The sequence below is a fragment of the Lactococcus sp. NH2-7C genome (assembly GCF_029953655.1).
In the GTDB taxonomy this organism is placed as follows: domain Bacteria; phylum Bacillota; class Bacilli; order Lactobacillales; family Streptococcaceae; genus Lactococcus; species Lactococcus lactis.
In genome coordinates, this window is record NZ_CP124538.1 from 1,915,078 (window position 1) to 1,934,234 (window position 19,157).

General features: G+C 35.2%; 29 protein-coding genes. 10 read left to right on the forward strand and 19 right to left on the reverse strand.

Going from position 1 to position 19,157, the window contains the following annotated elements:
- Positions 1 to 34: 34 nt before the first annotated feature.
- From QJV49_RS09615 to groL, 3 genes are all read left to right on the forward strand, one after another.
- The gene (locus QJV49_RS09615) at positions 35 to 424 is read left to right on the forward strand and encodes a single-stranded DNA-binding protein (protein WP_015425843.1); all 390 of its coding nucleotides are present in this window, start codon (positions 35 to 37) and stop codon (positions 422 to 424) included.
- Positions 425 to 543: 119 nt separating this feature from the next.
- Positions 544 to 828, forward strand: coding sequence for a co-chaperone GroES (groES, locus tag QJV49_RS09620; protein ID WP_003131589.1), 285 nt, complete (start codon positions 544 to 546; stop codon positions 826 to 828).
- An 86-nt stretch (positions 829 to 914) separates the two neighbouring features.
- Complete coding sequence (gene groL, locus QJV49_RS09625) at positions 915 to 2,543, forward strand: chaperonin GroEL (RefSeq protein ID WP_225512605.1); 1,629 nt, start codon at positions 915 to 917, stop codon at positions 2,541 to 2,543.
- A 45-nt stretch (positions 2,544 to 2,588) separates the two neighbouring features.
- Here groL and QJV49_RS09630 read toward each other — a convergent pair whose 3' ends face one another.
- The 3 genes from QJV49_RS09630 to yycF all read right to left on the reverse strand — a co-directional run bounded on the left by QJV49_RS09630 (position 2,589) and on the right by yycF (position 5,716).
- The gene (locus QJV49_RS09630; protein WP_003131583.1) at positions 2,589 to 3,401 is read right to left on the reverse strand and encodes an MBL fold metallo-hydrolase; all 813 of its coding nucleotides are present in this window, start codon (positions 3,399 to 3,401) and stop codon (positions 2,589 to 2,591) included.
- Between the two features lie 178 nt (positions 3,402 to 3,579).
- The gene (locus QJV49_RS09635) at positions 3,580 to 5,022 is read right to left on the reverse strand and encodes a cell wall metabolism sensor histidine kinase WalK (protein WP_225512606.1); all 1,443 of its coding nucleotides are present in this window, start codon (positions 5,020 to 5,022) and stop codon (positions 3,580 to 3,582) included.
- Complete coding sequence (gene yycF, locus QJV49_RS09640; protein WP_003131580.1) at positions 5,015 to 5,716, reverse strand: response regulator YycF; 702 nt, start codon at positions 5,714 to 5,716, stop codon at positions 5,015 to 5,017. The genes QJV49_RS09635 and yycF overlap by 8 nt, the downstream gene beginning before the upstream one ends.
- A 177-nt stretch (positions 5,717 to 5,893) precedes the next feature.
- On the opposite strand from yycF, the gene tmk reads away from it, so the two are divergent.
- From tmk to rsmI, 5 genes are all read left to right on the forward strand, one after another.
- Positions 5,894 to 6,529: a dTMP kinase gene (tmk, locus tag QJV49_RS09645; protein ID WP_225512607.1), complete on the forward strand. Its 636-nt coding sequence runs from the start codon at positions 5,894 to 5,896 to the stop codon at positions 6,527 to 6,529.
- A gap of 132 nt (positions 6,530 to 6,661) precedes the next feature.
- Positions 6,662 to 7,522: a DNA polymerase III subunit delta' gene (locus QJV49_RS09650; protein WP_225512608.1), complete on the forward strand. Its 861-nt coding sequence runs from the start codon at positions 6,662 to 6,664 to the stop codon at positions 7,520 to 7,522.
- A 51-nt stretch (positions 7,523 to 7,573) separates the two neighbouring features.
- The gene (gene ricT / locus QJV49_RS09655) at positions 7,574 to 8,356 is read left to right on the forward strand and encodes a stage 0 sporulation family protein (RefSeq protein WP_225512609.1); all 783 of its coding nucleotides are present in this window, start codon (positions 7,574 to 7,576) and stop codon (positions 8,354 to 8,356) included.
- Positions 8,349 to 8,675, forward strand: coding sequence for a DNA replication initiation control protein YabA (gene yabA / locus QJV49_RS09660; RefSeq protein ID WP_003131570.1), 327 nt, complete (start codon positions 8,349 to 8,351; stop codon positions 8,673 to 8,675). The genes ricT and yabA overlap by 8 nt, the downstream gene beginning before the upstream one ends.
- Positions 8,675 to 9,550, forward strand: a complete 876-nt coding sequence (rsmI, locus tag QJV49_RS09665; protein WP_225512610.1) for a 16S rRNA (cytidine(1402)-2'-O)-methyltransferase — start codon at positions 8,675 to 8,677, stop codon at positions 9,548 to 9,550. The genes yabA and rsmI overlap by 1 nt, the downstream gene beginning before the upstream one ends.
- 76 nt (positions 9,551 to 9,626) lie before the next feature.
- On the opposite strand, the gene QJV49_RS09670 is transcribed toward rsmI, so the two are convergent.
- The 16 genes from QJV49_RS09670 to QJV49_RS09745 form a co-directional block, all read right to left on the reverse strand.
- Positions 9,627 to 9,818 carry a hypothetical protein gene (locus tag QJV49_RS09670; RefSeq protein WP_003131566.1) on the reverse strand — a complete coding sequence of 64 codons (192 nt, stop codon included), beginning with the start codon at positions 9,816 to 9,818 and terminating at the stop codon, positions 9,627 to 9,629.
- Between the two features lie 1,043 nt (positions 9,819 to 10,861).
- Positions 10,862 to 11,194, reverse strand: coding sequence for a hypothetical protein (locus QJV49_RS09675; RefSeq protein ID WP_129300062.1), 333 nt, complete (start codon positions 11,192 to 11,194; stop codon positions 10,862 to 10,864).
- On the reverse strand, positions 11,194 to 11,505 hold the full coding sequence (locus QJV49_RS09680) for a hypothetical protein (protein WP_225512611.1): 312 nt from the start codon (positions 11,503 to 11,505) through the stop codon (positions 11,194 to 11,196). The genes QJV49_RS09675 and QJV49_RS09680 overlap by 1 nt, the downstream gene beginning before the upstream one ends.
- 266 nt (positions 11,506 to 11,771) lie before the next feature.
- On the reverse strand, positions 11,772 to 12,344 hold the full coding sequence (locus QJV49_RS09685) for a hypothetical protein (RefSeq protein WP_225512612.1): 573 nt from the start codon (positions 12,342 to 12,344) through the stop codon (positions 11,772 to 11,774).
- Between the two features lie 13 nt (positions 12,345 to 12,357).
- Complete coding sequence (locus QJV49_RS09690) at positions 12,358 to 12,672, reverse strand: hypothetical protein (RefSeq protein WP_129300060.1); 315 nt, start codon at positions 12,670 to 12,672, stop codon at positions 12,358 to 12,360.
- A gap of 119 nt (positions 12,673 to 12,791) precedes the next feature.
- Positions 12,792 to 12,941: a hypothetical protein gene (locus QJV49_RS09695; RefSeq protein ID WP_153951467.1), complete on the reverse strand. Its 150-nt coding sequence runs from the start codon at positions 12,939 to 12,941 to the stop codon at positions 12,792 to 12,794.
- A gap of 23 nt (positions 12,942 to 12,964) precedes the next feature.
- Positions 12,965 to 13,705 (reverse strand): hypothetical protein, encoded by a 741-nt coding sequence (locus tag QJV49_RS09700; RefSeq protein WP_281449134.1) that lies wholly within the window; start codon positions 13,703 to 13,705, stop codon positions 12,965 to 12,967.
- Positions 13,705 to 14,442 (reverse strand): phage replisome organiser protein, encoded by a 738-nt coding sequence (locus QJV49_RS09705; protein ID WP_225512614.1) that lies wholly within the window; start codon positions 14,440 to 14,442, stop codon positions 13,705 to 13,707. Before QJV49_RS09705 ends, QJV49_RS09700 begins: the two co-directional genes overlap by 1 nt.
- 12 nt (positions 14,443 to 14,454) lie before the next feature.
- Positions 14,455 to 14,781, reverse strand: coding sequence for an HTH domain-containing protein (locus QJV49_RS09710; protein ID WP_023163763.1), 327 nt, complete (start codon positions 14,779 to 14,781; stop codon positions 14,455 to 14,457).
- A gap of 246 nt (positions 14,782 to 15,027) precedes the next feature.
- Positions 15,028 to 15,273: a hypothetical protein gene (locus QJV49_RS09715; RefSeq protein ID WP_225512615.1), complete on the reverse strand. Its 246-nt coding sequence runs from the start codon at positions 15,271 to 15,273 to the stop codon at positions 15,028 to 15,030.
- A gap of 9 nt (positions 15,274 to 15,282) precedes the next feature.
- On the reverse strand, positions 15,283 to 15,525 hold the full coding sequence (locus QJV49_RS09720) for a hypothetical protein (protein ID WP_054247183.1): 243 nt from the start codon (positions 15,523 to 15,525) through the stop codon (positions 15,283 to 15,285).
- Between the two features lie 25 nt (positions 15,526 to 15,550).
- The gene (locus QJV49_RS09725) at positions 15,551 to 15,820 is read right to left on the reverse strand and encodes a hypothetical protein (RefSeq protein WP_156647477.1); all 270 of its coding nucleotides are present in this window, start codon (positions 15,818 to 15,820) and stop codon (positions 15,551 to 15,553) included.
- Positions 15,817 to 16,335, reverse strand: coding sequence for a hypothetical protein (locus QJV49_RS09730; RefSeq protein WP_225512616.1), 519 nt, complete (start codon positions 16,333 to 16,335; stop codon positions 15,817 to 15,819). Before QJV49_RS09730 ends, QJV49_RS09725 begins: the two co-directional genes overlap by 4 nt.
- A gap of 4 nt (positions 16,336 to 16,339) precedes the next feature.
- Positions 16,340 to 16,534, reverse strand: coding sequence for a DUF1655 domain-containing protein (locus QJV49_RS09735; RefSeq protein WP_225512617.1), 195 nt, complete (start codon positions 16,532 to 16,534; stop codon positions 16,340 to 16,342).
- Positions 16,535 to 16,660: 126 nt separating this feature from the next.
- Positions 16,661 to 16,924, reverse strand: a complete 264-nt coding sequence (locus tag QJV49_RS09740) for a hypothetical protein (protein ID WP_309568399.1) — start codon at positions 16,922 to 16,924, stop codon at positions 16,661 to 16,663.
- 37 nt (positions 16,925 to 16,961) lie between these two features.
- Entirely contained in the window at positions 16,962 to 17,156 is a 195-nt protein-coding gene (locus QJV49_RS09745; protein WP_039114633.1) for a transcriptional regulator, read from the reverse strand.
- Between the two features lie 146 nt (positions 17,157 to 17,302).
- On the opposite strand from QJV49_RS09745, the gene QJV49_RS09750 reads away from it, so the two are divergent.
- Together QJV49_RS09750 and QJV49_RS09755 are read left to right on the forward strand one after the other, a co-directional pair.
- Positions 17,303 to 17,839 carry a helix-turn-helix domain-containing protein gene (locus tag QJV49_RS09750; protein WP_225512619.1) on the forward strand — a complete coding sequence of 179 codons (537 nt, stop codon included), beginning with the start codon at positions 17,303 to 17,305 and terminating at the stop codon, positions 17,837 to 17,839.
- A 59-nt stretch (positions 17,840 to 17,898) separates the two neighbouring features.
- The gene (locus tag QJV49_RS09755) at positions 17,899 to 19,098 is read left to right on the forward strand and encodes a site-specific integrase (RefSeq protein ID WP_225512620.1); all 1,200 of its coding nucleotides are present in this window, start codon (positions 17,899 to 17,901) and stop codon (positions 19,096 to 19,098) included.
- Positions 19,099 to 19,157: the final 59 nt, after the last annotated feature.

Here is a 19,157-nt window from a genome sequence, read left to right on the forward strand (position 1 = left end):
AACTTTTCGTATAAAAAGTTAGGAGGATTTTATTATGAATAAAACCATGTTAATTGGACGCTTAACCAGTGCGCCAGAAATTTCAAAAACAACAAATGATAAATCATATGTCCGTGTGACCTTAGCAGTCAATCGCCGTTTCAAAAATGAAAAAGGAGAACGAGAGGCAGATTTTATTTCAATTATTATTTGGGGAAAATCTGCAGAAACTTTGGTTTCTTACGCAAAAAAAGGAAGTCTTATTTCAATTGAAGGAGAAATTAGAACTAGAAATTATACGGATAAGCAAAATCAAAAACATTATGTCACAGAAATCTTAGGACTGAGTTATGATTTACTTGAAAGTAGGGCAACAATCGCTTTACGAGAAAGCGCTGTAAAGGTTGAAGAAACCTTACTTGATGCGGAAGAACTCCCTTTCTAATTTATTTCATAAAATCTAAATGTTTTCTCTTGACTAAATCTGACCATTGAGATAAAATAAGAATATGTTAGCACTCGTTTAATAAGAGTGCTAAAAAATAAAAAATGGAGGAAAATATAATGTTGAAACCTTTAGAGAATCGCGTAGTTTTACGTGTAAAAGAAGAAGAGGAAAAATCAATGGGTGGAATTGTGTTAACAAGCGCTTCCCAAGAAAAACCTCAAACAGCTGAAGTTGTTGCCGTCGGTGAAGGGAAAACAAATCATCATGGAACACTGATTTCTCCACTCGTAAAAGTAGGGGACACAGTAATTTTTGAAAAATTTGCTGGAACGACCGTAAAAATGGATGGTGAAGAATTCTTGATTCTCAAAGATTCAGACCTTCTTGCAATTGTAGAGTAAAATTATAAAAGCAATCATTTTTTGGTTGTCTTTTGTCTATCTTAAAATCTATAAAATTAAAAATATATTCTTAAAAAGGAGCTAAAATGTCAAAAGATATTAAATTTTCAAGTGATGCTAGAACAGCGATGATGCGTGGGATTGATATTCTTGCTGATACAGTAAAAACAACCCTTGGACCAAAAGGTCGTAATGTTGTGCTTGAAAAATCATATGGATCACCTTTAATTACAAACGATGGTGTAACGATTGCCAAAGAGATTGAGCTTGAAGATCATTTTGAAAATATGGGGGCTAAACTTGTTTCAGAAGTTGCTTCAAAAACAAATGACATCGCAGGTGACGGTACAACAACAGCGACAGTTTTGACACAAGCTATTGTTCGTGAAGGTTTAAAAAATGTTACCGCAGGTGCAAATCCAGTTGGTATTCGTCGAGGAATTGAACTTGCTGCTGAAACAGCTGTTGCTTCAATTAAAGAAATGGCAATTCCTGTCCACGATAAATCAGCAATTGCGCAAGTAGCTACCGTTTCATCACGTAGTGAAAAAGTGGGTGAGTATATTTCTGATGCAATGGAACGTGTAGGGTCTGACGGAGTTATCACCATTGAAGAATCAAAAGGAATGCAAACTGAACTTGATGTTGTTGAAGGGATGCAGTTTGACCGCGGATATTTGAGTCAATATATGGTTTCTAATACAGAAAAAATGGTTGCTGAGTTAGATAATCCTTATATTCTTATTACCGACAAAAAAATCTCGAACATTCAAGAAATTTTACCTCTCCTTGAACAAATCTTGAAAACAAATCGTCCACTTCTTATTGTAGCTGATGATGTTGATGGAGAAGCATTGCCAACGCTTGTTCTTAATAAGATTAAAGGCGTCTTCAATGTTGTAGCTGTAAAAGCGCCAGGATTTGGTGATCGTCGTAAAGCTCAATTGGAAGATTTGGCTATCTTGACAGGTGGTACAGTAATTACTGAAGAACTTGGTCTTGATCTTAAAGATGCTACTCTTGAAGCTTTGGGACAAGCAGCTAAAGCAACTGTGGATAAAGATCACACAACCATTGTTGAAGGTGCTGGCTCTGCTGATGCTATTTCTGATCGTGTAGCTATTATTAAAGCGCAAATTGAAAAAACAACTTCTGATTTTGACCGTGAAAAATTACAAGAACGTCTTGCAAAATTAGCTGGTGGTGTTGCAGTTGTTAAAGTTGGTGCTGCAACTGAAACAGAACTCAAAGCAATGAAACTCTTGATCGAAGATGCACTTAATGCAACACGTGCAGCCGTTGAGGAAGGTATTGTTTCTGGTGGTGGTACAGCACTTGTTAATGCTATTGAGGCTTTGGATAAACTTTCAGAAGAAGGAGATATCCAAACAGGAATTAACATTGTTCGCCGTGCTCTTGAAGAACCAGTTCGTCAAATTGCTGCCAATGCAGGATATGAAGGTTCAGTTATCATTGATAAACTTCGTTCAGAAAAAGTAGGTACAGGATTCAATGCTGCAACTGGTCAATGGGTTAATATGATTGAAGAAGGAATTGTTGACCCTGCGAAAGTAACTCGTTCAGCTTTGCAAAACGCGGCTTCTGTTGCTGGTTTAATTTTGACTACTGAAGCAGTAGTTGCTAATAAGCCAGAACCAGCTGCTCCAGCTATGCCTCCAATGGATCCTAGCATGGGAATGGGCGGTATGATGTAATAAAAAAAGAACCCTTAGGGTTCTTTTTTATTTGCTGATGAGCAACTAAATATCGTAAAGTTGGCTAGCATGTTCGTGACTAGTATCAAGGATCTTCAAGTCCTTTTTAGTATCGACATCATGTTGCTGTAAGTAACCGTCCATAGTAAGATGAGCAAGCTCTTTAATATTATTATTTAAACTCAAGTGTCCTAGAAAAATTCGTTTTGTCTTATTGCCATGGATACTAAAGGCAGCTTCAGCGCCATCCTCATTAGATAAGTGACCTTGGTCACTTAGGATACGTTGCTTTGTCCTCCAAGGATAGGCTCCCATACGAAGTATCTCAATGTCATGGTTTGATTCCATAAGATAGGCATCTGCATTTTCAATGGTTCCACGCATTCTGTCGGATACATAACCCGTATCAGTTAGCATAACAAAACTCTTGTTATCTTTCATGAAACGATAAAACTGTGGTGCGATGGCATCGTGACTCACGCCGAAAGATTCAATATCAATATCACCAAAAGTCATTGTTTTTCCCATTTCAAACAGATGTTTTTGTTCAACAGGGATTTTTCCTAAAGCATTTTTACTATCTAGTTCAGACCAAGTATCTTCATTTGCATAAAGGTCAATACCATATTTTCTTGCCAATACACCAATCCCTTTAATATGGTCACTATGTTCATGGGTAATTAATAAAGCGTCAATATCATGAATGTCACGGTCAATTTCTGATAGTAAACTTTCTATTTTTTTTCCAGATAGTCCGGCATCAACAAGAATTTTTTTCTTTGGAGTTTCTAAGTAAAAAGAATTTCCAGTTGAACCAGAGGCTAAAATGGAATATTTAAAGCCATTTTGTTCAGTCATACAGTCTATTGTAGCAGAAAAATAGTGGGATTGCCATGAGCTTTTATATTATTTGAAAATAAATTTATCAGGGATTCATTAGCTTAAGAGAGTTTTTTTGTGGTAAAAGTCTAGGTTTATTCATAAAAAAAAGCCCACAAAATATGTATGGACTCTTTTTGGTGAGATAATCAATCAATTATGCATTATCCTCAAAGTCAAACTCATCAGTATCGTCATCCCAATCATCAGCAGCTTCTAATGAATATGGAAGTGTGAAACTAAAGGTTGTTCCTTTACCCTCTCCTTCAGACCTTGCAAAAATTGTCCCACCATGTATTTTAACAATATCATGGACAATAGAGAGGCCTAAACCTGTTCCACCAACTTTTGAATTTCTTGAAGCATTGTCAACTCGGTAGAAACGGTCAAAAATCTTAAGTAAATCAGATTTTGGAATTCCCATTCCTTGGTCACTGATGGAGATTAGAACGTCACTTTCACGTTTTTCAACGGAAATTGTAATAGTTCCACCTTTAGGTGAATATTTAATTGCATTTCCGATGATATTGTCAATGACTTGAGCAATTTTATCGGTATCAATTTCGACCCAGATGGGCTGTTCAGAGTATTTTCTGACTAGAGTGAAATTAGAAGAGATTAAGTCGTTTGATTCGGTTTCTAAAATTTGGTCTAAACGGTTGATTTGATAGTCTAAGAAGGCAATTAAATTAATCATTTCTTTGTTAAGAACGATTCGGTCTTGATCCATTCTTGATAAAGTCAAAAGATCGGAAATCATCCGAATCATTCGATTAGTTTCAGTAAGAGAAACATTAATAAAGTTTGAAGCTGTTTCTTTATCCTCAATTGCTCCGTCCTCCAGTGCTTCCAAGTAGGCTTTTACTGAGGTGAGCGGAGTTCGGAGTTCATGAGAAACATTGGAAACAAAGAGACGACGCTCTCGTTCGGCCTTATCTTGTTCAGTCATATCATGTAAAACAGCAATAATTCCTGAGATGAAACCAGATTCGCGACGAAAGAGGGCAAATTTAATGTGGAGTGAAATGGCTTCATTTCCAGCATCATGACTTTCGATAGTTATCTCTGGCTCTTTTTCCAATAAATCATAGAAATTATATTGGTCTTCAATTTTTAAGACTTGAACAATATTTTTTTCCATCAGATGTTCGTTGTCTGTATTTAAATAATGTAAGGCTGATTTATTAGCCATAATTATATTGCCCCGACGGTCAGTGGCAATGACACCATCAACCATATATGCGAGGATGCTATCTAATTGATTACGCTGATTTTCAAGATTGTTCTGAGTGCGAACAATATCTTCACCAAGTTTTAAAATTTCATCGTATAATTCATTGATTTCACTAGTCCCTTTTGGGAGTTTATCACGATTTAAATAGCCATTTTTTATGTCATTCATCTGTTTAGAAACATTCACAATCATGCGATGTTGCTGATTGAGAAAGACTAAAACAAAGACAAGTGAAAATAAGTAATAACCAATAAAAGTACTTAAATGAGCAAAATTGTAATCAAAACTACTCATAAAAATTATGACAAAAAGAAGTAGGTGGGCAACTACTCCTTTAAAAATCATTGAATTAAAAAATTTAATCATGTGGGTTGCTCATGTAGTAGCCAACCCCACGGCGTGTTGAAACGTATTGTGGACGACTTGGTGTATCTTCAACTTTTTCGCGCAAGCGACGAACAGTAACATCGACTGTACGTACATCACCAAAATAGTCATAACCCCAAACTGTTTCCAAAAGATTTTCACGTGTAATCACTTCGCCAAGGTGTTGAGCAAGATAGTAAAGCAATTCAAACTCACGGTGTGTAAGGTCGAGTTGTTTATCATTTTTATAAGCCGCATAGTGTGCTGGATTGATACGGAGGTTTCCGATAATCAATTCTTTCTTGACATTATCAGTAGATTCAGCAGGCGCGACATTGATACGACGCAAGTTTGCTTTAATACGAGCTAAAAGTTCACGGTTTGAAAATGGTTTTGTGACATAATCGTCAGCACCAAGTTCAAGACCAATTACTTTGTCAAATTCACTATCTTTAGCTGACACCATAATAATTGGAGTATCAGAAGTTTTACGGATTTCACGTGCAACATCAAGACCATCAAGTTTAGGTAACATCAAATCAAGTAAAATAAGGTCAGGTTGTACTTCTTTAAATGCTTCAAGAGCTTCTTCACCATCAAAAGCTGTAAAGACTTCAAAACCTTCTTTGGTTAAATTAAATTTTACGATATCTGAGATTGGTTTTTCATCATCAACAACAAGAATTTTTTTCATAGTTGTCCTTTCAAGTGGAAAATTTTTTATTGAATGTTACTCGTATTTATTTGAATTAACAAATCAAGTAAGCTGTTTCAGTTATATTATACAATTTTTAGTAAAATTACGCAAAAAGAGACCCTGTTATTTTTAGAAAAAAGATAAAATGTTTGTTTTTTTGGTATAATAGAGGCTATGAATGGAATTTTAATTTCCCTTGAGGGACCTGATGGAGCAGGAAAAACAACGGTTTTAAAAGAAATTTTACCTGAAATCCAAAAAATGAAGCGTGAAATTGTCCCGACTCGTGAACCAGGCGGTGTTCGAGTGGCAGAAGAAATTCGTCAAATTATTCTTGATCCAAAGAATACAGAGATTGATTCTAAAACTGAGTTAATGCTTTTTGCGGCAGCGCGCCGTTTACATATGCAAGAAAAAATGTTGCCAGCTTTACAAGCGGGTAAAGTTGTCATTGTTGACCGATTTATTGATTCATCTGTCGCATATCAGGGATATGGCCGTGATTTGGGTGTAGAAGTTGTTGATTGGCTTAACTATTTTGCAACAGATGGTTTAAAACCTGATTTGACGCTTTATTTTGATGTTGATACGGATGTTGCCCTTGAGCGAATTATGCAAAATCGAGCTGATGAGGTAAATCGTTTAGATTTGGAAAGAGCTGAGATGCATCGTAAAGTTCGTGAAGGTTATTTGGAGATTGTTGCAAAAGAACCTGAGCGCTTTGTAAAAATAGATGCAAGTCAGCCTTTAGAAAAAGTGGTAGCTGATACACTTTCCGTTCTCAAAAAAAGATTTGTCAGTGAATTTTAAAGACAATTTAATCTGTCAGCAAAATTAAGAATGCTAAAAAATACTTACATTTTTCAAAAAATGAGGATGTTAAATAGTTTTTTTTATTTTGTTATTTAGACTAGATTTGGTAAATATTTAGAAAGGTTTCTTGTGGAAATAAAAGATATTCAACCTCAACTTTATAAGCAGTTCTCAACGATTTTGCAACATGGAAAATTAAGTCATGCTTATTTATTTTCAGGTGGATTTGGTTCTTTTGACTTAGCAATCTGGCTGAGTCAAGCCTTATTTTGTGAGAATCCTGAAAATGCTTTGCCCTGTGGTCATTGTCGTTCTTGTCGTCTTGTTGCACAACAAGAATTTACTGACTTACATATCGTTGAACCTGATGGACAAACGATTAAAACAGCTCAAATTCGGGAACTGACACAGGTTTTCAATGAATCTGGTTATGAGGGAAAACAACAGGTGCTTTTAATTAAGGAAGCTGAAAAAATGCATCCTAATGCAGCAAATGCTTTATTGAAATCAATTGAAGAACCAGAAACAGAAATTGTTGTTTTTTTACTGACAGATAATGAAAATATGATTTTACAAACAATAAAATCACGGACACAAATTATTAATTTTCAAAAAAATGTTCAATATTTACAAGATTTTTTGGAACAGAACGGTATTTTAAAAACACAAGCAGAACTTCTTGCAGAAATCTGTAATTCGACTGATAGAGCATTAGAATTAGCTCAGCAGAGCTGGTTTAACGAAGGGATTCAAAGACTTCAACAATTTGTAAAACTTTTAAAAACATCTGCTGACGAGGCATTCTTGTATTTGAAAGAATTAGTCGAAATTTTTGATGAAAAAGAAAAACAAAATCAAGCGTTTGAACTTTTATTACAACTTTTTAATCAAGAAAGAATGAGTAAGGAACTTTTAAAAACATTTCAGGCAATAAAAATGTGGAAAAGCAATGTCCGATTTGAGTCAAGTTTAACTTTTATTGTTTTATGAAACTTGTCAAACTTATCCTTTGATTGAAAAATCTTATATCAGGAGAATATTATGATTTATGAAATAAAATTTGCACATGGCGAATCAAATGTATTTGCAATAAGTGATATAGAACTTGCTCCACAAGCAGAAGTTGTCCTTCACTCAGATAAGGGAAACTTTTACGGAAAAACTGTACGTGAAATTTCTGAAGAAGCAACTCTTGAAATTCACCACACGATCGTGCGTGAAGTAAACGATGATGATCTCCAAATTATTGCAAAACTTGAAGAACGTTCTAAAAAAGCCAAAGATAAAGTGCGTCAACTTGTCATTGAACAAGGTTTGGAAATGAAAATTATTGATGTTGCTTATAATTTTGACCAAATGCAACTTTTTATTTCGTTTACGGCAGAGAATCGTGTTGATTTTCGATTACTTTTGCGTGAGTTGGCAACAACTTTTAGAATTAGGATTGAACTTCGCCAAATTGGGCCAAGAGATGCCGCAAAAATTCATGGCGGACTTGGACCTTGTGGCCGTCCTTTATGCTGTTCTGAGTTTGTTTATGAATTTCCGAATGTTTCAATCAAAATGGCCAAAAATCAAAATTTATCTTTGAAACAAAATAAATTAAACGGTCTTTGCGGTCGTTTGATGTGCTGTTTAACTTATGAAGATAGTTTTTATAAAGAAGCCCAACAACTTTTTCCCGATTTTGGTGAGTTTGTAAATACTTCAGAAGGAAAAGGAAAAGTTGTTGGCTTAAATGTTTTAAAAAATAGAGTAAAAATCCGCTTTGGAGAATATAGTAAGGATTTTGAACTTGCAGAAATTGAGGTGAATCATGGCTGATAAATATGATGTTTTCGACCAACTGGGCGAACTTGAAAATACATTAAATACCACATTAACGCAAATTTCAGGAATTCGCCAAGTGCTTGAATCATCAATGACTGAAAATGCAACCTTACGCATGGAATTAGAAAAATTGCGTGACCGTTTGGCAGAATTTGAGAAAAAAGAAGTAAAAAAAGAGACGCCTAAAGACCAGCCAAATCCTAACCTGATCCAAATTTTTAATGAGGGCTTCCATGTTTGTCATTTGCACTATGCAGAAAGATTGGCCGAAGGGGAATCTTGTTTAGATTGTTTGGAGCTTTTGTATCGCTAATGGAAAATAAATTTAATATTCAACGGTCATTTAAAGGCCTAAAAACTGCTGGAAGTCTTTATTTGGTTCCAACACCAATTGGCAATATGCAAGATATGACTCTACGTTCTCTTGAAACTTTGAAAACTGTAGATTTGATTTGTTCAGAAGATACGCGAAATACTTTGCGCCTTTTAAATCATTTTGAAATTAAAGTTCCGCAAGAATCTTTTCATGAACATAATTCCCAAGAAAAAATTCCTAAATTAATTGATTTTTTGAAAAAAGGACAATCTATTGCACAGGTTTCTGATGCTGGGATGCCTTCAATTTCTGACCCAGGTCATGATTTAGTTCTAGCTGCAATTGATGAAGGGATTGATGTAATCGCTCTCCCGGGTGCCTCAGCAGGAATTACTGCCTTGATTGCCTCAGGATTAGTTCCTCAACCTCATATTTTTTATGGTTTCCTTCCTAGAAAAAAAGGGGAGCAGCAAAAGTTTTTGAAAAGTAAGCTTTCTTATCCAGAAACACAAATTTTCTATGAAAGTCCTTTTAGAGTAGGGGATACTTTGGCTAACATGCAAGAAATTTATGGGGATAGAGAAGTTGTTTTAGTTCGCGAATTAACGAAGATTTATGAAGAATATCGTCGTGGTAAGATTTCAGAGGTTTTAGAATCTTTAACGGACCAACCAATAAAAGGGGAATGTCTAATTATTGTTTCAGGAGCGGATGAAGTGGCTCAAGAAGTTCAAGAGCCAGAATTGACAGCGCTCGAAGCAGTTAAAGTTTTAGTTGAACAAAATGTAAAACCCAATGTTGCCATTAAACAAATTGCTAAAGAACGAGGTCTAAATCGTCAAGAATTATATGCAGAATTTCATGACTTATAAGCAAAAAGTTACTGACAGGCAGTCTGTCAGTAACTTTTTTATATTCTTGATTGATTAAAATTTCTGTCAGTAAAATTTAACAGTGTCCGTCAACATTTTCGTTAATCCATTTTTGATTTTCTTCATCAAAAATTCTTAAAGAATGTTGTGAACGTACAAAATCAATGATTTCTTTGCGATTTAGCTTTGTTTTACTGACAGCCGAGCCAACAGTAACAATTTCCATTTTTTCGATGAGTGATTGAAGAATTTCGTATTGATTTTCCATAAGTTATCCTTAGTGCAAATTGATAGCTTCATTATAACAAAAAAAGATGGTCATAAACCATCTTAAAAAGAGTAAATCCAAGTATTATTTTAGAGTATAAATCTGCATAAATATATTAGTATTTAAACAAGTAAAATCTAGGTTTCTATTAAATCAAATCTATATAAAAAGACTTAATAAAACTTCAAAACTCTGTTAAAATACGCTGTTAAAAATGCACCGCCGTGCGCAGAATTGAGAATCATGATAAGCACTTATTGAGTGCTTTTTATTTTTATTATTTTACAAGTGTACCTTCAGGTACGCTTGTTTTAAATATCCATATAACAAGCGTAGTTTCAACTACGGATGTTCAGAACAGTATGTAAATTTTGTATGTTGCTAGAATTTGCTGTGTATTTGTAACTACGGAGCTATGATATTTTTGTTTTGAATGGGTACACCTCAAAGTTACCCCATAAAAAACGGGAATGGGCGTTAAAATCTTTACACCCTTAACAGTATTTTAGTGGCATAGCTTTCTGCCACAAGTGGCAAAAACGAAAATTTCGTTGTATTCCTGAGGGGGTCGTGATTCGCGACTCCTTTTTAATAGGTCCGACAACTCCGAATACTTTTGCGTTCTTCAACTTAGGACAGGTAATAATTTACCTATCCTGTAAAATGTTTACTGAGGGGACTTTTTCCTTTAGTAATATGAGATCAAAGTATTTTTGCTTTGAGCTAAACCAATCCATTTTTGGATTGGTTTCTAAAATTAACAGAAGAAAGCTGATGTTGATAGGGTGTACCTCAAACTACACCCTATCCATTATTGATTAACTTAAAAAATCGCTCAGCGCAAACTTGCGCTCTCCTGAATCTTCTGTAAAGTAGCTCGCCACACTTTTGTGGTCAGCTATTTAGGACGAGCCAATTTTGGTTTCACCTCGACTATCAGAAATTTAGGAATACAAAAAAGCTCTCCTCAGGACAAGGAGAAACTTTTTCAACTTATTATACCACAGCGCATTTCTGCGACTTTTTATTGTAACTCTATTATATCATGCTTTGGCTATAATTTCCTTAGCTTTCTTCATGATTTTTCCTGTCCTTTTAGAAATTTGACTATTAGTTAATCCTGTGAGTTCTGCAGTATCTGGAATACTTAATAACTCAACATACCTAAGGCATAATAAAGCTATAGTGTCAGTATCTGTGTTATCAAATATTTCATCAAGGGCCTCTAATAGTTTGAGAAGTCTTGGTAAATTGCCAGGTTCAGCGCCTGTCTTTTCAATATAGGTCTGTTTACTTGCTGCGCTTAAATGTAATATCCCTCGGAGGTACCATTTTATTACATCATTAGGTTTGCCCCAGTAATATCTTACTGCCATTATTTCTCCTTGCTGTTGTCGTATAGTTGTAAGAAGTAGTAAGCGCCTTTCTTGGCTAACTTTCTAATGTATCCCTCGGACACCCCTTGCTCACGCGCTATGGTTGTATAATAGACATGTTTAAGATGATGACGGATAATAATTTTATATTCTCTGTGGTGTTCTGTACTGAATTTTTTGAGAACTTCGTTTATATGCTTAATTTCTTTATCTGTCAGGTCAGTCTCTCCGAACCGATAAACACGCCAGACTTTAAAAATAATGTTCTCAAACCGCCTGTATTCTTGCTCTGTGATTAGTATCCTACTCATATCTTTGTCCTTTCCGAGATTCCAACATTTTCCAACAAATCGTACCTTTTTTAGGGACTCCCGAATTTTATGGACTCCCGAATCTACATTTTGCAATTTTTACCATACGCCACCGTGTCCTAAATGTCCGGATATCATCCTTTTTAAGGCCTCCAAAATCTCCAATATCGTACCCCGTATATTATTAGAAAATCTTTCAATTAGCCTATTGCTGAGGGCTTTTTTAGTAGAAAAACATAAGCCTACAAAATAGTAGGCCTTTTTTATTATTTAATCTCTTCTCGCACTTTGCGTTTAATTACATCCGCTTTTTCTCTAAAAGTAAAAGTATAGCTAAATATATGATTAAGGCTTGTATCCCACTCTGCCCCAGCTTTACCAAATTCAACTTTAATTTTTCCAAGAGCCGTTTGCAGATTACCTTGATACTCTGTTTGTAAAGCGTGGCGTTTTTCTAATACCGCCATCACATCTTGTATGAATTTGTCAGTAAGAGTATCTACATCATTTCCAAGCTCCTCAATAGGTTTGAGATTATCTCTATCTTGATTTTGGGCTTTGTTCAACTTATGCTGTAAATCAAAGTCAGCAATTGCTTTTCGTTGCTCTGCATGTAACTCTGACAATTCTTTGTCTATTGATTCAACATCTAAGCTGTCGTTCTTTCGTTTTCTAATATTATCAATTGAAAAACGTTCTTCAATTGGTAGCTCCTCAATTTTTTTAGATTCCTCTCGCTGCATTAAGAGAGCTTGCTCGCCTTTGTTAAAGGGGGCCATTGCCTCTTGAAACTCAGAAACCACCTTCATAACATTTCCGTCTATAAATTTTTCTACCATTCCTAGCTCCTCTTTATTCCATATCATTGATTTGTAATTTCAAAAGTTCTGCTTGAGTTTTATCGCCATTCGCTACAGCTTTTTGCAACCGCGCTTTTAAAATTCCTTTTCTGTCAGATAGGTAGTCCTCTGTAAAACCTGCTTGAAAAATCGGTTCCTCAACTCCATTTTCAAAAGATTTACCTACAAGAATGCCACCTCTTGCAACCTCTTTTTTTATTTCTGCTTTTTTACTTTGCTTTTCTTCCAAAGCATCCAATCGCTCATTAATCGGATTGAGAACCTCATCTAAAGTTTCCTTAAAAATTTCTGGTGTAACGTTTGCCATTTTTCCTTCTTTCTTGCTATAAGAAAACAAAAGAGGCACTCAAACTTCCCCAGAAAGTTGGGGAAATCTAAGCGCCTCTAGTTATCTAGTCAGCATATAAATTTTATAACTCTATTATATCAATTTAAAGGCTTTTCTGCAACCTCTCTAATCACGCGCACAGCCTTTCCGTCTTGAATTTTAACCGTGATATCACAATATGGTTCTACCATTCTATTAATGATAATTTTGCCATCCAGCATAATGATGATTTCTTTTTGTTCAGCCAAGTTATCTCCTCTAATTCATTCTTTTATCTTTGAATTCCTTTACTGGATATATTCATTATTTGAGCTTTATTAATCCTTTTCCGTAAGCGAATTGGTAATTGTTCTAATCTGTAATCGCTCTCCGGAATTGTCAAAATAACGATAGTACCCGTTTCTTTTACACTTAGTAACATTGCATTGATATCCTCGAGTTCTTTATCTACAAAATCAGCTAATGAGTTAAGAATTAGAATATCAGCAGTTTCAATATCATATTTGAGTTTTAGAAATTTTTGCTTTTCTTCCTCGCTCATGAAACGATTACGGCGTTGCTCTGCATATTTATCGGGTCTAATTACTTTAACTTTTACGCTTTGACCAATATTATCAGAAATCCATTTAACAAAACTTTCAGCATTATTAACACTTAACTCATCAGCATAATCATATTTGACAACAACATCTTTTCTAAGGTCCACACCTTTTTGAAGCTTTATTTTTTCAAAATAATCAACCTCTTGTGGCTTAGTGACATCAGTACCATATTCTGGTGAGGCTCCCAATTCAACGAGCTTTCTATCTTTATATTCATTTTGGCATTGAGGGCAGAAACGAGGCTGATAAGTTCTTTTTTCTCCGGACTTAGAACTACCTGCCATTGAATTAACTTCTCTCTGTACCTGCCATAAGTTGCAATGATGTATGCTACAAGTTCCGACATCTTCTTTTATGATTTCTACCTCATAATTGGCAAAATGGTCTATTGCTTCTTTTTCTTCAATCATCAAATATAACCTCCCAGTCTAGGCTGAGTGCTTAGTTGAGGTAGAACTTGGAAATCATCAAAAGTCTCCTTATTACCATTGATAAAATTAATAGCATTAACAGAAAACTTTCCAGTTGAATCATCAGATTTTTCCCGCTTATACCATTGATAATAATTCTTAGCTCCGATTACTGCTTGTTCTTTCTGTGAATCTGATAATTTAACAAACTCAATTTTCACAGCTTCGCGCAATTTATTATTTTTCATTGCTAATTTGGTAAAAGTTTCAAAATAAACAGAAAGCAAAGAATTTGTATCTTTATCTATTCTTTCCTTTTCTGTCCTAACCTCTCCTGACCTATCCTTACTCTTACCTAACCTTACCTGTGTATCCAAACTGGACACATTTTGTATACATTTTGTATACGTTCCGTTTTCTTCAATTAAAAGTTGCTTTTTTTCATCTAAATATTGAGTTTGATTGTATCTGTCCTTTTGGATGTAATTGTGAATCTTCCAGTCTTTGATTACAATAACTCCACTATCAAATGGGATGATAAACTGTTTAGCAATAAGTATTTTTAAGTCATCATCAGTAGCTCCACTAATTAATTTAATTGTTTTAGGATTTCCAACAAAGCCATCATCATCAGCGCTCATATTTAGATAAAAATATAATATTTTTGCTGTCGGAGACATCTCCATAAACAGGTCTGTTTCAACAATTTTTTTGCTGAACATTCTTCTCTGTGCCATTTTATCCCCCCTTTAATCAATCATTTTATCAAGCCAATCAAGAGAGGCACTGCGAACGCCCATAACTGCTTTTAAGGTACTGTATGCCATGTTTTCTTTTTTGGTAATGCCTTTGGTTCGCTCCTCTTCGTTGAGCGGTGCAAAATAGCCGATATTATCAATTGAGCCAATGGCGCACCCTTTGCCTTGTAAGAACTCAATACGAGCTTGTAAGGTGCGTAGATTAACATTTAAGGATTGAGCTAATAATTCTCCGTCAATAGCTTTATCAATTCCCCTATGGTCTGCTAATATCTTAATAATGTTTTGGTCTAATCTTTGTAAATCAGTTATTTTCATTTTTGTTATCCTTTATCTGTAATTTTATAGCGGCTAGCTCCTTGCCCAAAACTGGGATTACTTGGGTGCATAGGTTATTTCTCACTCCCACAGGAAAGATGATACCTGTACTATCTTCAAACTGCTGTATAAGGCCATGTTTAACTGCGCGTGCGTTATGAATAAGTTTGAATGGGTGTTTGCCTATCGGTCTAAAACTATTCCGTCCGTGCCGTTTTATAGCCGTGTAGCCTTGGTAGTGTTCTATCATTTATCCACCTCATCAAAGAGACTGATTTCTCCGCCTGTTTTTTCCCCCTCGAATCGTGTACCAGTTTTTGCTCTATTTGGCTTATAAGTGTAGCCGTATAAAATACCTTGATTCACGTTTAAAGGGTCAAATGCTTCAATCTGCTTGCCTGTCAGCTCTGAGTGGTAGGATTTCAAACTTCTCATACCAGGACTATCAACACCAACCACATAAGGACAAACTCTAATAATATTTGTATCCATGATTAACCCTCACTTTTCTAAATCACTAATAATATTTCTGATGATTTGTAAATCTTTCGTTCGCAACTCCGCGTAGTGGTTTGGTGTTAATTCTGAATGGCTTAACACAGCGCTTTCTGTTTCATAATTTTTTATAATTCTAGCGTAAACATTAGAGTTGGTACAAATTACCCAACCAATGTTTTTATCGAAATTTACACAAAGTTCGTGTTCGCAATCTGCGCTATTACAACACTTTTTGATTTTACTCATTTTATCCAACTCCTTTAATTTTTCACTATTCTGCTAGTCTGTTCATGAGCTGCTCTAGTTGAATTTCAGACACCCAAACAGTTTTGTCATTTTCTTCAAGAATGACTTCGCGTAAACCAGCGGTCACTAATTTTTGATAGTAAGCTTCATTGATTGATAATTTACGTTTCAAGTCAGCTTTTTTCTTATAGGGAAATTCACGGAGTTGTTCCACTCTTAACTCAACTAGCTTATCGGCTCTTTTTAATACTGATAGAATGAGTTCTTGCTCTGCCTGTTCAGATAATAAGCTCATAGCATGCCTCCATTCTTGCGTTTAGAGATGACTTCCATAACTGCAGCGGTTATCTTATCTTCACTGACTCCTAACTCATGAGAAAGTTCTCTGACGTCATCAGCATTGATAATATTGAATGCTGATAGAGCCTTTTCTTTTAAGGTTTGACGCTGTTTTCTAATCCCCCGAGCATATCCAGCCCAATAACTATCTGTTGCAACCCAAAACGGGTCTTTGTCATTGTGAGCTTTATCAATGCTTATTTTTACTACTTCATTAAATAATGGGTCTAGTAAGCTTTTCCCTGTGATACATTTCAAGTCCTTTTTGGCTTGCTGTTTTGCTTTCCACTTTTCAACCATATTTGGTGTTATCTTTAGTTTCATTGACTCTCTATTATTATTGATAAATAAAGTATTTGCATAGGTATGCCCATTAATACTTGTTTTACCAAATGAACGGTGTTCGCTATCTTTTTCTAGTGGAGTTGATATAATCAGGATGTTTTTATTAATAGCAGCTACATTTTTCATATTCTTACCCCTTAACCATTTCTACTTGAATGTTATTTTCTAAAGTTATGAAAGTCACTACTGATTGACCGTCAAACAAGCGGTAGACATACTCATTTAGTTGGATAAAATGGCGTGCTTTGGCTTTTAACATGCCCATAAGTTCAAATGCGATTGAATCATCAAGGATATAAGTTTCCTTGTTTACTGGTTTGTTCATATTGAAAATTCCTCTCATTATGGTAAAATAGAGAGTAGAAAACGTATGATATTGCGCTTTCTACTCATGTTGATTAAAATCCCGTTCCTGTCCAAAGTTTTGGGATTTTTTTATGTTCTCTGCGCCTCACGCGCGTGTTTCTGATTCGCTTAGAAACTCCTTTATTTCATGAAACGCCATGCCTATTTCTAACATGCAGATAATACTGTCAGTGTAGCGCTTGAGCGTTTCTTTTTGTTCTGCGGTTAATTTATCGCTTGACTGTTTAAAGCTCGTCAGACTTCGATATTTTCCGCTTGTCGTAAACTGGACTAGTAAATCAATAATGATTTTATGATAGTACGGTTTCGAATGCTTGCTGTTTGAAATTGCGATATCTAATTTATTCATATTTTCATTTCTGCGTGTGGTGGTGCGCTTTTCTGTTTTAGAAACCTTTAGCAAGCCATTGAGTGATAGCTTCATAGGTACTTTTGCGTACTTTTTCATTACGTGCTGGACTTTCAAGACGGCCGTAGGTTAAGCGATTAATCCCTAACTGCTCGGCTGCTTCGCCTTTGGTTAAGTTTAATGAACCTCGCTTTTTCCGTAAAGCTGTTTTTATTTCTGATGTAAGATACATATTTCTCTCCTTTCTACGTTCAACCTGAACATTTTTATTATATATGTTCAAATTGAAAATGTCAATACAAAAATGTTCAAATTGCAAATTTTTAATTGTTTTTTTTATCAAATCTTGTTAAAATAGGTTTAAAAGGAGTTTTATTTATGGCTAAAAATAGAATTAAAGAACTGCGAAAAAAAAATAAACTTACTCTTAAAGAGCTTTCAGAAAAACTAAAAGATTATGGCCTAACTTTTTCAGATAGCCAATTATCGCAATATGAACAAGGTAAACGATCTCCTAGGAATGATAAATTATGGGAGGTCCTGTCTGAAATATTTGATGTAAATATTAGTTACCTTCTTGGGGTAAGTGATTCTGTTATTCCGAATTTTAAGGAAATGAAAGAAAGGCTAGATAATGATGAAATCCTGAGTAATGAAATTAGAATTACTAAATATAAACTCTACTTCAATGCTATTAATTTTTTGAGTGATCAAAATTTAAGTAAGGTAAATAGTTATAGAAAACAATATATATCAACATTCATAAATTATATTACCGAACTGGATAATGAATCTAGTGAGCTTTCTGAAAGTGAACTTGAGGAAATAGAAGATATGGTTGACCGCATATATGAATATATGAGAGATCAAATAAATGAACACGGAAAAAAAGGGTTCGAAAAATATCAATCTTGATTTTTTACTCTCTCATGTTTTGACTTCTGCGCGTGGTGGTGCTGGAAAGAAGAATCAACATGAACAAATTAAATATCAAAGAATACAAAACAAAAGGCGGAGAGGTGCGCTATATCCTCCGTGGCGCTTATATCGGTACTGATGTTCTAACTGGTAAGCAAGTTAAAACAGACGTCAGAGGGCGCACAAAAACAGGCGTCAAGAATGAACTTGAACGCCTTAAAAATGAATTTAAAAAGAATGGTAATACTAAAGGGAAAGTGTCTCTTGAAACCTTTGAAGAAGTTGCTGAGAGTTTTTTTGAACTCTATAAGCTGCAGCATAAAATTGGAACTATCGACCAAATGAGGTCTAATCTTGATACTTACGCTTTGCCGGCTTTTGGAAATAAAAGAATCACCAAAATTACCACAGCACAGATACAGCAGCAAGTTATCAAATGGGCTAAAGGTGCGGCAGCTCCTTTAAATGGAAAGCATAAGCGTGTTTCAGGCCAAGGAAAAGACTATAAGCTACAGCTTAATGTTATCAACCGTATTTGTCAGCACGCGCTTTCTCTTGGAATCATTGAGACTAACCCTTGCCAGTCGGTTATTGTGCCTCAGGTAAAGATAGAGAAGTCCAGTAAAGAACTGAAATTCTATACAAAAGATGAACTCTCACAGCTCTTTTCTTACGTTGAATCACTAGAAAGCGGCCAATGGTCAAATGAATATTTCAAGGCGTTGCTGCGCGTGTTAGTGGCTACAGGCGTTCGGATTGGAGAGGCTATGGCGTTGTCTTGGTCTGATATTGACTTAGATAATCAGACTATATCTGTCAGTAAAACTACAGTCCAGCGTGTAATAATACAAGATACTCCAAAGACTGATAAAAGTAATCGTGTTATTACCATAGATAGTAAGGCTGTTTTATCATTGAAACGCTGGTACTTATTCCAAAAAAAGCACTTCATGAGTTTAGGGAATCCACAGCAAAAGCTAGTGTTCCCTAGTTACAAAGGGAAAGTAAAAGATTATAACCACGTTACTAAGTTTCTAAAGGACTGTGAGGAAGCAGCAGGGTTACCAGTATTATCGTTTCACGGCTTTAGACATTCACACGCTAGCCTCTGTTTGAATGCTGGAATGAGTTATAAAGTGATTCAAGAAAGATTAGGTCATTCAACCTTACAAATGACTATGGATTTATACTCACATCTTGAACCTGAGAAGAAGAACCAAGAGCTAGAACTTTTCTCAAAATACGCTAATTTTTGAGTGAAACTCTGTTAAAAGCTCTGTTAATTAAAAAAAGACAAAAAGAAAAGCCCTGTAAC

Excerpts from the sequence above, each read along its gene's own strand:
- QJV49_RS09670 (WP_003131566.1), bottom strand. The coding sequence starts at position 9,818 with ATGGAAAATCAATACGAAATTCTTCAATCACTCATCGAAAAAATGGAA.
- QJV49_RS09635 (WP_225512606.1), bottom strand. The coding sequence starts at position 5,022 with ATGATTAAATTTTTTAATTCAATGATTTTTAAAGGAGTAGTTGCCCAC.
- QJV49_RS09705 (WP_225512614.1), bottom strand. The coding sequence starts at position 14,442 with ATGGCACAGAGAAGAATGTTCAGCAAAAAAATTGTTGAAACAGACCTG.
- QJV49_RS09735 (WP_225512617.1), bottom strand. The coding sequence starts at position 16,534 with ATGAACAAACCAGTAAACAAGGAAACTTATATCCTTGATGATTCAATC.
- QJV49_RS09715 (WP_225512615.1), bottom strand. The coding sequence starts at position 15,273 with ATGGATACAAATATTATTAGAGTTTGTCCTTATGTGGTTGGTGTTGAT.
- rsmI (WP_225512610.1), top strand. The coding sequence starts at position 8,675 with ATGGAAAATAAATTTAATATTCAACGGTCATTTAAAGGCCTAAAAACT.
- QJV49_RS09615 (WP_015425843.1), top strand. The coding sequence starts at position 35 with ATGAATAAAACCATGTTAATTGGACGCTTAACCAGTGCGCCAGAAATT.
- yycF (WP_003131580.1), bottom strand. The coding sequence starts at position 5,716 with ATGAAAAAAATTCTTGTTGTTGATGATGAAAAACCAATCTCAGATATC.
- QJV49_RS09710 (WP_023163763.1), bottom strand. The coding sequence starts at position 14,781 with ATGAAAATAACTGATTTACAAAGATTAGACCAAAACATTATTAAGATA.
- QJV49_RS09675 (WP_129300062.1), bottom strand. The coding sequence starts at position 11,194 with ATGGCAGTAAGATATTACTGGGGCAAACCTAATGATGTAATAAAATGG.
- QJV49_RS09630 (WP_003131583.1), bottom strand. The coding sequence starts at position 3,401 with ATGACTGAACAAAATGGCTTTAAATATTCCATTTTAGCCTCTGGTTCA.
- QJV49_RS09700 (WP_281449134.1), bottom strand. The coding sequence starts at position 13,705 with ATGATTGAAGAAAAAGAAGCAATAGACCATTTTGCCAATTATGAGGTA.
- QJV49_RS09685 (WP_225512612.1), bottom strand. The coding sequence starts at position 12,344 with ATGGTAGAAAAATTTATAGACGGAAATGTTATGAAGGTGGTTTCTGAG.
- QJV49_RS09755 (WP_225512620.1), top strand. The coding sequence starts at position 17,899 with ATGAACAAATTAAATATCAAAGAATACAAAACAAAAGGCGGAGAGGTG.
- QJV49_RS09680 (WP_225512611.1), bottom strand. The coding sequence starts at position 11,505 with ATGAGTAGGATACTAATCACAGAGCAAGAATACAGGCGGTTTGAGAAC.
- yabA (WP_003131570.1), top strand. The coding sequence starts at position 8,349 with ATGGCTGATAAATATGATGTTTTCGACCAACTGGGCGAACTTGAAAAT.
- QJV49_RS09730 (WP_225512616.1), bottom strand. The coding sequence starts at position 16,335 with ATGAAAAATGTAGCTGCTATTAATAAAAACATCCTGATTATATCAACT.
- groL (WP_225512605.1), top strand. The coding sequence starts at position 915 with ATGTCAAAAGATATTAAATTTTCAAGTGATGCTAGAACAGCGATGATG.
- ricT (WP_225512609.1), top strand. The coding sequence starts at position 7,574 with ATGATTTATGAAATAAAATTTGCACATGGCGAATCAAATGTATTTGCA.
- QJV49_RS09745 (WP_039114633.1), bottom strand. The coding sequence starts at position 17,156 with ATGTATCTTACATCAGAAATAAAAACAGCTTTACGGAAAAAGCGAGGT.
- groES (WP_003131589.1), top strand. The coding sequence starts at position 544 with ATGTTGAAACCTTTAGAGAATCGCGTAGTTTTACGTGTAAAAGAAGAA.
- QJV49_RS09690 (WP_129300060.1), bottom strand. The coding sequence starts at position 12,672 with ATGGCAAACGTTACACCAGAAATTTTTAAGGAAACTTTAGATGAGGTT.
- QJV49_RS09720 (WP_054247183.1), bottom strand. The coding sequence starts at position 15,525 with ATGAGTAAAATCAAAAAGTGTTGTAATAGCGCAGATTGCGAACACGAA.
- QJV49_RS09740 (WP_309568399.1), bottom strand. The coding sequence starts at position 16,924 with ATGAATAAATTAGATATCGCAATTTCAAACAGCAAGCATTCGAAACCG.
- QJV49_RS09725 (WP_156647477.1), bottom strand. The coding sequence starts at position 15,820 with ATGAGCTTATTATCTGAACAGGCAGAGCAAGAACTCATTCTATCAGTA.
- QJV49_RS09750 (WP_225512619.1), top strand. The coding sequence starts at position 17,303 with ATGGCTAAAAATAGAATTAAAGAACTGCGAAAAAAAAATAAACTTACT.
- tmk (WP_225512607.1), top strand. The coding sequence starts at position 5,894 with ATGAATGGAATTTTAATTTCCCTTGAGGGACCTGATGGAGCAGGAAAA.